A 13,381-nucleotide genomic window follows, 5' to 3' on the forward strand; every position below is an offset into this window, starting at 1 on the left:
CTCATGCGTTACCCGCCCTGCTTACAATTTGTAGCACTTGCCCGCAGAGCAACTTCCTCAGGTTATACTTGTCGTTTCTCCCCATTAATATCCGTTTTTTAAACGCTCCTACTCCGGCGTGGCCGCTACCCCTTCCACAATGAGCAACCGCATGCTGGCCCCGCGCCGGCGGGCAGTTCTGGCGCGCGCGGCGATCGCTGTGGCGGCAGTGCTGTTGACCGTGCTCGCCCAGTGGGGTCCCTCGTTGGGGGTGTCGCTTTTTGGCAACGCCACGCTGACCAGCGCATTCTTCGGCAACGAAATCCTGCGCGACCAGTTCATCCGCTGGAACGCCACCACCGAGTCCGAACCGCGGATCCTGGTTGTCGACATCGACGAAGCCAGCCTGGCCGCGGTCGGCCCCTGGCCCTGGACCAGCACCCGCATCGCCGACCTGGTGGAGATCTTGCTCAGCCGCTACGAGGCGCGCGGCGTCGCGCTCGACATCGTGCGCGAGAAAGCGGGCGATCCGGAAGGCGACATGCGCCTGGCGGCACTGGCCAGCCACGGCCCGCTGGTGCTGGCCCAGGCCTTCGACTTCGACCATGAGCGCAAGCGTCCCGAGCCCCTGCTGGAAGGTGTCCTCGCCGGCGCCCTGCCCGCCCGGCAGCCGCGCGCGTATCCGGCCGACGGCCACATCGCCAACCATGGCGGTTTCGCCGGCGCGCGCAACGTCGGCAATATCGGCTTCGTGCCCGACCGCGACGGTGTGCTGCGCCACGTTCCCCTGGTCACGCGCTTCGGGGGCCAAGACTATCCGGCCCTGGGCCTGGCTCTGGTGAGTTGCTGCAGCGGCGCCCAGGCGCCGGACATGCCGGACGCCGACCGCATACGCATCCCGTTCCGGCGCGACTGGAGCGCGTTCACCGTCGTCAGCGCGACCGATATCCTGAACGAAGCGATCGACCCGGACAGCGCCAAAGGGCGCCTGGTGCTGGTCGGCTCCTCCTCGCTCGGCCTGGGCGACCGCGTCGTTACCCCCTACGCGGCCAGCCGCCCGGGCCTGGGCGTGCAGGCCGAGATCCTGTCCGCCCTGCTCGACCGCCAGCAGGGCAAGACCCCGGCGCCGTGGCCGGGACGCCTTGTAGCCTGCGTCTTCGCGCTGCTGTCGGCATTGCTGGCGACCTTCGCCTTCCCGCGCCTGCCTGCGGCGGCCAGCGTGGCCCTGCTGGGCGTGGTGTCGGCGCTGTGGCTGTGGACCGCCTACACATTTGCCCCGCACGACCCCGGCTTCTCGACCACCGCGCCGCTGGCGACCAACCTGTTCCTGCTGGCGGTGGCTGTGCCCTACCAGTGGCAGCTGGCGCAGCACCGCTCGCGCCACCTGCTCGGCACCCTGCGCCAGTACGTCGCGCCCTCGGTGGTGCAGGAACTGCTGCGCAGCGACCTGGCCGATCCGCTGGCCCCGCGCCTGCTCGACGTCACCACCCTGATCGCCGACATGGAGGGCTACACCACCCAGGTCGAATCGCTGTCGATGGAAGAATCGGCCACCCTCACGCGCGACTTCCTCGACTGCCTCACCGGCCCCGTGATCGCCACCCTCGGTACGCTCGACAAATATACGGGCGACGGGCTGGTGGCGTTCTGGGGGGCGCCGCTGCCGGTCGAGCACCACGCCGACCTGGCGCTGGACGCGGCCCACGCCATTATCGATCGGGTGGACGCGCTGTCGCGCCGGCGCGAGGCGCTCGGGCACCCGCCGCTGCGGGTGCGTATCGGCATCGAGAGCGGCCCGGCGGTGGCGGGCGATTTCGGCACCTCGTTCCGCAGCATCTATACGGCCGTCGGCGACAGCGTGAACACCGCGTCGCGCCTGGAGCAGGCGGCCAGGGAATTCCCGCACGACGTCATCGTCGGCGCCGGCACCGTCGAACGCGCGCAGCGCCATGCCTTCATCGCACTGGGCGAACGCCGCCTGCGCGGCAAGGGCAAGCTGACCGCGCTGTTCACGCCGGCCGGCATTCCGCATTCACGCACCGCGCCGCTGGAATTCGTCGGCGCGGCCGCAGTCAAAGGCAGTTCATGAGGTTTTCATCGCTGCGCGCCGGGTGCGCGCTTTCCTTCCTGCTGCTGGCCGGCGCCGCGCACGCCGACGACGAGCAGGTCGCCGGGCCGCCCGGGCAGGACCTCTACCTGCAGGCGCTGCAATCGATTGCCGAGGGCCGGCGCGCCGATGCCACGGCCGAACTGCGGCGGGCCATCGAGCAGTCGCCCAACCACGCCGGCGCCTGGCTCGAACTGGCGCTGACCCAGTGTGCCCTCGGCAACTCGGACGAGGCCGAGCGCATGTTCGCCACCATCGAGACCCGCTTCGATCCGTCGGCGGGGATCCTGGAACTGATCGCCAACGCGCGCGAGGAAGGCTGCAACCGCTGGGACGTGTTCTCGAGCGCGGTGGTGACGGCCGGCCGCGGCGTCGACCAGAACGTCAACCAGGGCGCGCTCACCACGCGCTACGTGGTCGACGCGCCCGGCGGCCAGGTGGAATACGAGCTGGCGGGCGACTTCACGCCGCGCCACGACCAGTACACCCAGGTGTCGGGCGAGTACATGCGCGAAGTCACGCCCAACGGCGTGCTGGCCTTCGCGCAGTACCAGATCCGCCACAACGACCGGCTCCACCAGTACAACACCAGCTCCCTGTTCACCGGCCTGGAAGCGCCCTACCGCGTGGGCGCCTGGCGCCTGCGCGCCACCGGCACGCTCGGCCTGGTGACGCTGGGCGGGCAGCTCTACCAGCGCCAGGCGCAGCTGCAGGCGCGCGTGGTGCCGCCGCTGCGCCTGCCCACCGGCACCCAGCTCAATATGGTGGGCGCGATCACCTACAACAGCTTCCCGTCGCTGACCAATTTCGACTCCACCACCCAGGAACTGCGCAGCCACCTGTCCTGGCGCGAAGGCGGCAGCTATGCCAGCGCCACGCTCGGCATCCAGAACGACCACGCGCTGGCGCAGCGCCCGGGCGGCGACCGCAAGGGCAGCTTCGCCAACCTGCTGCTGCGCCGCCATGTCTGGAACGGCATCAATACGGAACTGGGCTACTCGCACCAGGCATGGAACAGCAGCCGCGCCTATTCGCCGGGTCTGATCGAGCAGGTGCGCAGGCAGGTGACGCAGGTGCTGCGCGGCAGCGTGAGCTATGCGATCGACAGGCAGCAGTCGGTGGTGCTTGAAGCGCGTGCGGTGCGCAACCGCGAGAACATCTCGATCTTCCAGTACAACAACCGCCAGTTGCAGCTCAGCTGGCAATGGCAGCTTCCCTGACCGCGACCATGGCACACCCACCGCAAGCCCGTACCCTCGAATCGGCCATCGGCACCCACGACAACGGCTTCAACCTGGTGCGCCTGGTGTGCGCGCTGCTGGTGGTGCTCTACCACACCTGGCTGATGAACCGCCTGGCCCCGGGGCGCGACCCGCTCACCCTGCTGCTGGCGCCGAATACCGACCTGGGCGCGATCGCGGTGGGCGTGTTCTTCGTCATCAGCGGCATGTTCATCGCGCGCAGCTGGATGGGCGACCCGCACCTGGGCCGCTTCGCCGTGCGCCGCGCGGCGCGCATCGTGCCGGGCTTGTTCGCCTGCCTGCTGCTGAGCACCGTGGTGGCAGTCGTGTTCTTCTCGGCGCCCGGCTGGCGCGGCCTGTTCGATGGCGCGCCGTGGCGCTTCATCTTCGGCAATACAGTGCTGCATGGACTGGTCTACAACATCCCGCCGCAAGAATTGCGCATCGCCGGCGTGCTCGGCGGCCAGGACCTGAACGGCCCGCTATGGACGCTGTACTGGGAAGGCCGCATGTACGTGATGGTGGCGCTGGTCGGCCTGGCGGCCGCCCTGCCGCTGCGCAGCTGGATGCGCGGCGCCGCCCTGTTCCTGCTGCTGGCGGCCAACCTGTTTCCGGAAGTGACGAGCGGCTATGTGTGGGAAGTAAGGATGTGGTCGCTGTTCCTGGTCGGGATGCTGCTGCAGACCCTGGCCCCCGACCTGCGCATCGGCTGGCGCCACGTCGCCTGCGCGGTCGCATTGCTGCTGCTTAACTGGACCCGTTCGGCCGCGCTCACCCCCAGCCCGCTCACTTGGTTCGGCATCGCCCTGGTCGCGGTGACCCTGGCCCTGTGCGTCGGCAGCCGCCGCCTGCCGTGGGCGCCGCATGTGCAGCGGCACGACTACTCCTACGGCATCTACATCTGGCACTGGCCGGTGATTATCATGCTGCGCGAAGTGCTGCCGCCGGTGGGGCCGGTCGGCTTGACCCTGGCGACGGTGGCGGTGGTGGTGCCCGTGGCGATGCTCAGCTGGCATGCGGTGGAGTCGCCGGCGCTGCGCGCCACGCGCCGCTGGCTGGGTTCGCGGCAGCCGCAGCGCGAGCGGGTGCCGGCCTAGCCTGGCGCTCCAGCGTCGCCGTGGGCGCGGATTCGCGGCGAAGCAACACAACTGGGCAAAAGACGCGAAATTTGCGTAATTTGTTGGTCTACGGCATTACACTGGGCCGGTATTGACACGCCTTGACGGCTCCCCCCACCGGAAGAACCCATGACCACCCTTGCCAGCTTCTTCGAAAACGTTCGCCTGCCCACCATCTCCGCCGTGGCGCATTCCCTGGTCGCCACCCTCGACAATGAGGACACCACGACCAGGAGCGTCGCCACCATCATCTCGCGCGACCCCGCCCTTACCGCCAAGCTGATGCGCCTGGCGAACAGCGCGCGCTTCGGCTCCAGCCGCAACGTCAGTTCGCTCGACGACGCCATCGCGCTGGCCGGCATGTCGCACATCCGGACCCTGGCGCTGGCCGCCTGCTTCGCCGATGCCTTCCCCCAGTTGCCTGGGCTGGACACGGATGAATTCTGGAAAAGCAGCATGGCCTGCGCCGGCTACGCCAAATGGCTTGCCAACGGTGCGGGCGCCGACAGCAACGAAGCCTGGCTGGCCGGCATGATCATGCGCCTGGGCGAATTGCTGATCTACCAGGTGGCGCCGTCGGCCTTCGCCGAAATCGAGCAGCTGCCGCATCTGCCGGGCGCGCGCTGGGAACGCGAACAGCGCCTGCTGGGCCTGTCGGAGGGTCAGATCACGGCCGAGTTGTGCCGGCGCTGGAACTTCCCGGCCCGGATCGTGGCCGCCGTCGAACGTTCGTCCGACCCGATGGTAGTACTGCCCTTCTGCAAGCTGGCCGGCGTCGTGCACCTGGCAAGCCTGCTGGCCGACACGCCCAGCGACGATCCCGCCATCCTCGACACCCTTCCGGCCGACGTCGTGGGCGCACTGTCGCTGAGCATGGAATGGATGCGGGCGCGCTTCCCGTCGCACGCATCTTTCGCAGCGGCGGCCTGACGCGACGCCCAGGCCGGGACAGCCCGCTCCAGGGCGCGGCTCCCGTCCCTACCTGGCGCGCCAGTCGCCGCCCGCCACCACCTGGGCCGGCGCGATTTCGGTGCTCTGGTGGATCGTATTGACCCAGGCGCCGCCCTGGCGCACCCAGACCCGTACAAAGCGTGCGCGGATCCTGCGGGGCACACCGGCCTGCTGGACGGCGCTGAAGGTGCCCACCACCACGGCGGTGGCGCCACCGGGCGCCATCTGCACTTCGGTATCGCTCGGCTGGTAATCGACGCTCGCAAACGCCTTGTTCGACACCGCTTGCAGGAAGGCCGTTCGGGTCCGCATCCGGCCATTGCTCTCCACGTGGTAATACTCCCTGCTGACGATCCGCTTGAGCGCTTCGACATTGCCGCCCGCGACCGCTTCCCTGCGCTGCTTCTCCGCCGCGAGGATCGACTGGGCCTGCACGTCGCTTGCGTCGAGCGCGAAGACGTCGGCGCGCGACGCACCCGCGCCAGGGGGGCAGAGCAGCGCCGGGACAAGCAGCACACGCAGCGCGAGCAATCCGCTCGCGATCGAAGGGCGCACCATCGGGTTCCTCCAACTCTCGGCTTAAATAAAATTAACCTGATAGAACATCTGTTGACTCAGGAAAATTATAGCGGCGTCTTCCGCGCACGCACGCACGAATGTCCATTTACCAAGGCTTGCGCGCAACACCCGCTCGGCAGCTCAGGCGAACAGGGCATGCAGGTCGGGGCGCGCGGCGGGCTCGCGCAACTGGTCCTGCCAGCTGCGCAATAGCCGCTCGGCCTGCTCGGCCGGCTGGGCCATGCTGAAGTACCAACCCTGCACACAGTAGGCGTGATGGCTGCGCAGCCAGTCGAGGTCGCTCTGGCGTTCCAGGCCTTCGCACAGCAGTTCCGCACCGGACACGCGGGCCACCCCCTGGATCAGCTGGAACAGGCTGGCGGTGGTGGTGGTGTCAGCCACCCCATGCACGAACCGGCGGTCGACCTTGAGCCGGTCGAATCGCAGGCTGGCGATGGCGTCAAGATTCGAGTAGCCGATACCGAAATCGTCGATCGCGATGCGCAGCCCGAGCGCGCGCAGCGCCGCCACGCATACTTGCAGGGCCTGCGGGGCTTCCAGCAGCTGGCCCTCGGTGACCTCGACCTCGAGCAGCCCGCCCGGGAGCGCGGTCTCGCCGAGCAGGGCCGCGATCGCCTGAGGCAGGCGCGGATTGACCAGCGAGGCGCGCGACAGGTTGAGCGAGACGGGTACGGCCGGCAGGCCGGCGTCCCGCCATTGGCGCAGCATGCGGCACACGCGCGCCGCCACCTGCATGTCCAGCTCGAAGCAATGGCCACTGCCCTCGGCCAGGGACACGAAGCTCGCCGCCGGCACCATGCCCAGCTGTGGATGGCGCCAGCGCACCAGCGCCTCGAAACCGATCAGGCAGCCGTGCTCGACATTGACCTGGGGCTGGTAGAACACGCTCAAGTCGCCCGCATCGGGACTTCCCTTGAGCACGTCGAGCAGCGCCTCCAGCATGCGCGAGCGGTCGCGCATGACGCCGCCGTATTCGCGCAGCACCGAGAACCCATGCATGACGCCGATCGTGCTTCCCGCCGTTTCGGCCATGTCGAACAGGCCCCCCGCGCTCAGGCGGGTCGGCAGCGATTCGCGCACCACGCCAATCCGGGCGCTGAGCGGGTGCAGGCGTCCCTCCGGCAGCACCAACGGGGCGTCGATCGCCAGCCGGAGGTCGGGCAGGCGCTCGTCCGGCACCGGACCGCGCAGCACGAATCCGAACCGGTCGCCGCCCAGGTGGCCGGCCAGGCCTGCGGGCCCGGTCCAGCGCTGCAGCCGGCTGCCGGCTTCGGCCAGGATGCGGTCGCCGGTCTCCCGCCCATAGATCTCGTTAATCTGGTGGAAGCCCGCGAGGTCGATATGGCCGACCACGACCTCGGGCAGGTCGGACAGGGTGATCAGGTCCTGCAGCTGCTGGACCAGGGAGCTGCGGTTGTGCATGCCGGTCACCGCGTCGCAGTAGCGCAGCTCGAGCGCATCGACGACCAGCCTGGCCAGCCCCTGCAACAGCATCCGCTGCGATTCGTCGAGCCGGCCGGGCACGCAGGCCATCACCCACAGCGTGCCGAGGACATAGCCGCGCCGGCTGAACAGTGTGGCGGCGGCGTAATGCCGCATTTCGGGGAATTGCTTGGCTGCGAACTGGGGCGCGCAATGGAGGTCGGGCACCTCGAAGAACGGCGCCTGGACGTCGACGGCGTGGGCACAGATGGAATCGGCGCGGTCGAACTACTGGGGCGTCAGGCCTGCGCCCGTGACCACGGCCACGTGCACGTCGTGAACCAGCGTAATGCCCCCGAGGTCGCCGCCGGCCGCCTGCACGGCCAGTTGGGCGAGCAGGCGCAGGCCCGGATCGGCGTCGTCCAGCGCGATCCGGTAGCGCGATATTTCCTGCACGCGCAGCAGCCCGGCCGCGTCGCGGCCATCGGGTGAGAAGTTCCGCTCCATTGCTTCCCCCATGCCATGGAACCAGCTTACGGCGATTCGCATGCCGGTGCAATGGAAACCACCGTTCCTCACAACTGGCGCGAAGCCGGCCATTCCTGCCTGAAGCTGCCGGTCGCATCGCGCCGGCCGTGCCCTTGCCAGCCTGATCACGCTTCGTTGCAGGCACACGCCACCCGTGGCCCGCATCGGTCCCAATCCCACCGTTGACAGGCTCGACCGTATACAATCACGGCTGTTGGAAACTCTGGAAGGACAGTGTGATCGTGGTGGCAGATCTGGTGTTGTTGGGCATGGCCGCGACCGCCGTATGCGTGGGATGCCTGGTTCCGAACCGCTGGCTTCCGCCGTTGCCAAACGATAAATTCCTTCACTTTGCGAGTTTCGCCGTGCTGGCCATCCTGGCGTTGCGCGTGGCCGAGGGGCGCATCGAAGCGCTGTCCTGGCTGCTGGGCCTGCTCGTCGCGGGCTGGCTGATCGAATGCCTGCAGGGCGCACTGGTGCCCGACCGCCGCTTCTGCTGGCGCGACATCGCTGCGAACACAGCCGGTATTGTTTTCGCCGCCATTGCCACCCAACTTGTCGTCCCCATCTTCTGAGGCCTGCCATTTCAGAACGCACCATGACCGCGACCGCGAAATCCGCTACCGCCCGCCGGACACCCGCCGAGAACGACGCTGCCGCCGTGCCCGAGGAGCGCCAGGTACAGATTCACCTGCGCAAGATCCCGCTATTGGCCGAGCTGTCCGACGAAGAGATCATCCGGGTCAAGCAGGATTTGCGGATCCGCCAGTACAGCAAGCGCGACATCGTGCTGCAAAAAGGCGGCCATGGCGACGGCCTGATGTTCCTGCTGTCGGGCCAGCTGCAAGTGATCGACGTGACCGAAGACGGCCGCGCGATCGGCCTGCGCATGCTGGCGTCGGGCGACTTCTTTGGCGAGATTGCACTGATCAACGACTCGACCCGCTCGGCGTCGGTGGTGGCCATGTCCGACGCCCTGGTCGCCTTCCTCCCGGCGGCCACCGCCATGCACCTGTTCTCGCACTCGCCCTCGGTGGCCAAGCACATGCTCAAGCACCTGGCCGAGAAGATCCAGCGCGATTCGGAATTCCGCTCGCTGCTGAGCATCAACAACACGGCCAAGCGCATCTATACCTACCTGGTGCTGATGCAGAAGAACAAGCAGGTCGAGCCGGGTGCCCAGGCCGTGGTCGAGAACCTGCCGACCCACCAGGACATCGCCAACATGATCAATACCAGCCGCGAAACCGTCACGCGCGCGCTGACGGCGCTGGCCCAGCAGGGCATCGTGCAGAAGGATGCGCACCGCCTGATCATCGTGAAGCCGGACGCCTTGCAGAAGCTGGTGCAGGGCTCGTAGTTCCGCAGCTGCGGAACGGACCCGGATCCGGTCGCGCCCGCCGCGCGGCCGGCGGCCTGAAAACCCGGCCCGGGCCTGCTTCCCCGTGATACATTATTGTCATGACGATGCGGCCCCTTTCCGGCCGCCTTTCCCCCCAGGAGAAGACAATGAGCACGATGACCGGCAACCGTGGCATGCCCCTGAAACCCAGCCTGGGCAAGAGCCTGCTGGTGGTGGCGCTGGTGACGGCGGCCATCCTGACTATCCCGCTCGTCGCCATGCAGTACACCACCGAGGTCGCCTGGACCGGTTCCGACTTCGCCGCCGCCGGCGTCCTGCTGGCCCTGGCTGGATTGGCACTCACCTTCGCACTGCGCAAGGTCCGCACGACCCAGGGCCGGCTGCTGGCCGCCGCCGCGGTCGGCCTGGCCTTGCTGTATTGCTGGGCAGAGCTGGCGGTGGGCATCTTCACCAGCCTGGGCAGCTGACACGGCTTCGGCGCACGACAAACCATGACAACTTTATGTTGACTTGCGACAAGGTGTTACATCTGTAACAACGGATTGGCTGTTGGATGAAGTATAATTTTGGGCTCATCCGGCTTAGCCAATCATATGCACACCACCTTGACGCACCGAATCGGGGCGCTGCCAGCACGGGCCGCCCCATGATCTCGCCCCTGATGCTGCGCGGCTTGTGGGCCTATCGCGGTTTCGTGCTGGGCAGCGTCAAACGCGAATTCCAGTCGAAATACGTGAATGCGATGCTGGGCGCCGTCTGGTCGGTGCTCAGTCCGCTCGCGATGATCCTCGTGTACACCGTGATCTTTTCCGAGGTCATGCGTGCCAAGCTGCCGGGCAACGATTCCGGCGCCGCCTATTCGATCTACCTGTGCGCCGGCATCCTCACCTGGGGCCTGTTCGCCGAGATCGTCTCACGGGGGCAGAACATGTTTCTCGAGCAGGCCAACCTGATCAAGAAGATCAGCTTCCCGCGCATCTGCCTGCCGATCATCGTCGTGTGCAATGGGCTGGTCAATTTCGGCATCATCTTCGGCCTGTTCATCGTCTTCCTCATCGCCTCGGGCAATTTCCCGGGCATGGTGTTCTTCGCCATCATCCCGGTGCTGGCGCTGCAGATCCTGCTGGCCATCGGCCTGGGCATGGTGAGCGGCATCCTGAACGTGTTTTTCCGCGACGTCGGCCAGTTCGTCACCATCGCCATGCAGTTCTGGTTCTGGCTCACGCCCATCGTCTACCCGTCCAGCATCCTGCCGCCGGAAGTGCGCGCCGTGCTGGTCTACAACCCGATGGCGGCGGTGGTGCAGGCGCACCAGGGCATCCTGGTCGAAGGCCGGCTACCGGACTGGAATGCGCTGATCCCGGCCCTGCTGATGGCGCTGCTGCTGTGCATCCTGGGCCTGCGCCTGTTCCGCAAGCGCTCCGGCGAAATGGTGGATGAACTCTGATGGGCAGCATCGTCGTCTCCAACCTGGGCAAGGCCTACAAGCAGTACCCGACGCGCTGGTCGCGCCTGGGCGAATGGCTGCTGCCGCTGCGCGGCCCGCGCCACAAGCTCAAGTGGGTGCTCACTGACATCAACTTCCAGGTGTCCCCTGGCGAAGCCGTGGGCCTGATCGGCATCAACGGCGCGGGCAAGAGCACGCTACTCAAGCTCATCACCGGCACCACCCAGCCCACCACCGGCGCGGTGTGGATGGAAGGCCGCGTGGCGGCGCTGCTGGAACTGGGGATGGGCTTCCACCCCGACTTCACCGGCCGCCAGAACGTCTACATGGCCGGCCAGCTGCTGGGCATGACGGTGGACGAGATCAGCGCGCTCATGCCGCAGATCGAGGACTTCGCCGGCATCGGCGAGTACATGGATCAGCCGGTGCGCGTGTACTCGAGCGGCATGCAGATGCGCGTGGCGTTTTCGGTGGCCACCGCGCGCCGCCCGGACATCCTGATCGTCGACGAGGCGCTGTCGGTGGGCGACGCCTATTTCCAGCACAAGAGTTTCGACCGCATCCGCCAGTTCCGCAAGGAGGGCACCACCCTGCTGCTGGTCTCGCACGACAAGCAGGCGATCCAGTCGGTGTGCGACCGCGCCATTTTGCTCGACGGCGGGCGCCTGGCCAAGCAAGGCAAGCCGGAAGAGATCATGGACTACTACAACGCCATGATCGCCGAGCGCGAGAACGAAACGGTGCGCCTCAACGCGCTCGACGACGGCAAGGTGCAAACCATCTCCGGCACCGGCGAGGCGACGGTGAGCGACATCGCCCTGTACGACGAGAACGGCCAGCGCGCCGAAGTGGTGGACGTGGGCGCGGCCGTGACGCTGGAGGTGAAGGTCAGGGCCAATGCGGCGATCCCGCGCATGGTGCTGGGCTACATGATCAAGGACCGCCTCGGCCAGCCGATGTACGGCACCAACACCCACCTCAAGGGGCTGCCGCTGGAACACGTCGCAGCGGGCGAGGAAGTGAGCTACCGCTTCGCCTTCCCGATGAACCTCGGCCCCGGCACCTATTCGGTGGTCACCGCCATCGTCAGCACAGAGACCCACCTGGTCAACAACTACGAATGGCGCGACCTGGCGCTGGTGTTCACCGTGATGAACATGCGCCGCCCGCATTTCGAGGGCTCGGCCTGGCTCGACCCGGCCATTGATATCCAACGACCATGACCTTCATTTCCTACGCCCAGAATTCCGAGGACGTGCTGCTGTGGCGCGCGCTCGGCCACGTGCAAAACGGCTTCTACATCGACGTCGGCGCCAACGACCCGGAAGAGCATTCGGTCACCAGGGCCTTCTACGACGCCGGCTGGCGCGGCATCAGCATCGAGCCCCTGCCCTCCTTCCACCAGGCCTTCCTCGACCAGCGCCCGCGCGACGTCAACCTTGCCATCGCCGCCGGCGCGACCAATGGCGAGCTGACCCTCTACGACACCCCGCAGGTGCGCGGCTGGGCCTCGCCGGAACAGTCGGTGGCCGCGCTGCACCGTTCGGAAGGCCATGACGTCGTCGAGATGACCGTGCCGGTGCGTACCCTGGCGTCGGTGTGCGAGGAGCATGTGCGCGGCGAGGTCCACTTCCTGAAGATCGACGTCGAGGGTTTCGAGGGCGAAGTGCTGAAGGGGATGGATTTCGCGCGCTGGCGCCCGTGGGTGCTGGTGATCGAAGCGACGCTGCCGAACAGCCGCGAGACAAACCATGACGCGTGGGAGCACATGGTCACCGGCCAGCGCTACCGCTTCGTGTGGTTCGATGGCCTGAACCGCTACTACGTGGCGGAAGAACACGGCGAACTGCTGGCCCACTTCGGCATCCAGCCGAACGTGTTCGACGATTTCATCTCGCACCACCTCGACAAGTCCTGGGCCACCACCAAGCGCCTAAGCCGTTCGCTGCGCGACTCCGAACAGCATGCGGCCAGCCTGTCGACCGCGCTGGAAGCGGCCGCGCGCGAAGCCGGGGAGCTGCGCAATAACCTGAACTACGCGCTGGTGCGTGCCGACGCGGCCGAGCAGGAGCGCCGCCTGGCCGACCAGGAGCGGCGCGAAGCCGAGCTGTTGCGCCGCCAGGCCGAGCACGACCGCCGCACCGCGGAACTCGGCCTGGCGCAGTCCGAACAGGGTCGCCTGGAAGCCGAGAAATCGCTGCTCGGCGCCGAACATGAACTGGGCGCCGTGCGCGGCGCATTGGCCGCTTCCCAGGCCAGCGGACACCACCTGACCGAATGGGCGCACGGCCTCGAACGACAACTGGTCGCCACCCACGCCAGCACCTCGTGGAAGCTTACCCGGCCGCTGCGCGCGGTGGGCGTGGTCGCGCGCAAGGTGCGCCGCCCTGGCCTGGCCAGGCGCGTGGTCACGCGCGTGACCTCCAACGAGCGCCTGCGCCGCCTGCTGATCCCGCTGCTGCTGCGCTTCCCTTCGCTCGGCCGCAAGGTCAGCACCTCGATCGCCGCCATCAAGCAGGCCGCGCCGGAAGCGGTCGCGCCGCTGGACGTGGCGATCCCCGAAGAACTCAAGGGCTTGCCGGTGTCGGTGCGCACGGTGCTGGGCGACCTGCAGCGTGCTCGCGGCGCTCAGCCGGGTAATTAAAC

At 67.5% G+C, this 13,381-nt stretch carries 13 protein-coding genes; 10 read left to right on the forward strand and 3 right to left on the reverse strand.

Annotated features, from left to right (window positions below; genetic code table 11):
- The first annotated feature begins 151 nt into the window (after positions 1–151).
- From BM031_RS22890 to BM031_RS22905, 4 genes are all read left to right on the forward strand, one after another.
- On the forward strand, positions 152–2,068 hold the full coding sequence (locus BM031_RS22890) for a CHASE2 domain-containing protein (RefSeq protein ID WP_091876931.1): 1,917 nt from the start codon (positions 152–154) through the stop codon (positions 2,066–2,068).
- Positions 2,065–3,306, forward strand: a complete 1,242-nt coding sequence (locus BM031_RS22895; protein WP_091876933.1) for a tetratricopeptide repeat protein — start codon at positions 2,065–2,067, stop codon at positions 3,304–3,306. The genes BM031_RS22890 and BM031_RS22895 overlap by 4 nt, the downstream gene beginning before the upstream one ends.
- A gap of 8 nt (positions 3,307–3,314) precedes the next feature.
- Positions 3,315–4,424, forward strand: a complete 1,110-nt coding sequence (locus tag BM031_RS22900; RefSeq protein WP_177207873.1) for an acyltransferase family protein — start codon at positions 3,315–3,317, stop codon at positions 4,422–4,424.
- A 150-nt stretch (positions 4,425–4,574) separates the two neighbouring features.
- Positions 4,575–5,375, forward strand: a complete 801-nt coding sequence (locus tag BM031_RS22905; RefSeq protein WP_091876937.1) for an HDOD domain-containing protein — start codon at positions 4,575–4,577, stop codon at positions 5,373–5,375.
- Positions 5,376–5,423: 48 nt separating this feature from the next.
- Here the strand turns inward: BM031_RS22905 and BM031_RS22910 are convergent, their stop codons facing one another.
- From BM031_RS22910 to BM031_RS22920, 3 genes are all read right to left on the reverse strand, one after another.
- A complete protein-coding gene (locus tag BM031_RS22910) occupies positions 5,424–5,912 on the reverse strand; it encodes a nuclear transport factor 2 family protein (RefSeq protein WP_177207874.1) in 489 nt (162 codons plus the stop codon).
- A 183-nt stretch (positions 5,913–6,095) separates the two neighbouring features.
- Positions 6,096–7,574 carry a bifunctional diguanylate cyclase/phosphodiesterase gene (locus BM031_RS22915; protein ID WP_091876941.1) on the reverse strand — a complete coding sequence of 493 codons (1,479 nt, stop codon included), beginning with the start codon at positions 7,572–7,574 and terminating at the stop codon, positions 6,096–6,098.
- A gap of 111 nt (positions 7,575–7,685) precedes the next feature.
- Positions 7,686–7,946 (reverse strand): hypothetical protein, encoded by a 261-nt coding sequence (locus BM031_RS22920; protein WP_143084686.1) that lies wholly within the window; start codon positions 7,944–7,946, stop codon positions 7,686–7,688.
- Between the two features lie 221 nt (positions 7,947–8,167).
- On the opposite strand from BM031_RS22920, the gene BM031_RS22925 reads away from it, so the two are divergent.
- The 6 genes from BM031_RS22925 (at position 8,168) to BM031_RS22950 (ending at position 13,379) form a co-directional block, all read left to right on the forward strand.
- Positions 8,168–8,500, forward strand: a complete 333-nt coding sequence (locus BM031_RS22925) for a VanZ family protein (RefSeq protein ID WP_229409164.1) — start codon at positions 8,168–8,170, stop codon at positions 8,498–8,500.
- A 23-nt stretch (positions 8,501–8,523) separates the two neighbouring features.
- Complete coding sequence (locus tag BM031_RS22930) at positions 8,524–9,285, forward strand: Crp/Fnr family transcriptional regulator (protein WP_091876945.1); 762 nt, start codon at positions 8,524–8,526, stop codon at positions 9,283–9,285.
- A gap of 149 nt (positions 9,286–9,434) precedes the next feature.
- A complete protein-coding gene (locus BM031_RS22935; protein WP_218147634.1) occupies positions 9,435–9,755 on the forward strand; it encodes a hypothetical protein in 321 nt (106 codons plus the stop codon).
- Between the two features lie 179 nt (positions 9,756–9,934).
- Positions 9,935–10,735 carry an ABC transporter permease gene (locus tag BM031_RS22940; RefSeq protein ID WP_091876947.1) on the forward strand — a complete coding sequence of 267 codons (801 nt, stop codon included), beginning with the start codon at positions 9,935–9,937 and terminating at the stop codon, positions 10,733–10,735.
- Entirely contained in the window at positions 10,735–11,958 is a 1,224-nt protein-coding gene (locus BM031_RS22945) for an ABC transporter ATP-binding protein (protein WP_091876949.1), read from the forward strand. Before BM031_RS22940 ends, BM031_RS22945 begins: the two co-directional genes overlap by 1 nt.
- Entirely contained in the window at positions 11,955–13,379 is a 1,425-nt protein-coding gene (locus BM031_RS22950) for an FkbM family methyltransferase (RefSeq protein WP_091876951.1), read from the forward strand. Before BM031_RS22945 ends, BM031_RS22950 begins: the two co-directional genes overlap by 4 nt.
- The last annotated feature ends 2 nt before the right edge of the window (positions 13,380–13,381 follow it).

This window comes from Massilia yuzhufengensis (genome assembly GCF_900112225.1).
Lineage (GTDB): Bacteria > Pseudomonadota > Gammaproteobacteria > Burkholderiales > Burkholderiaceae_D > Telluria > Telluria yuzhufengensis.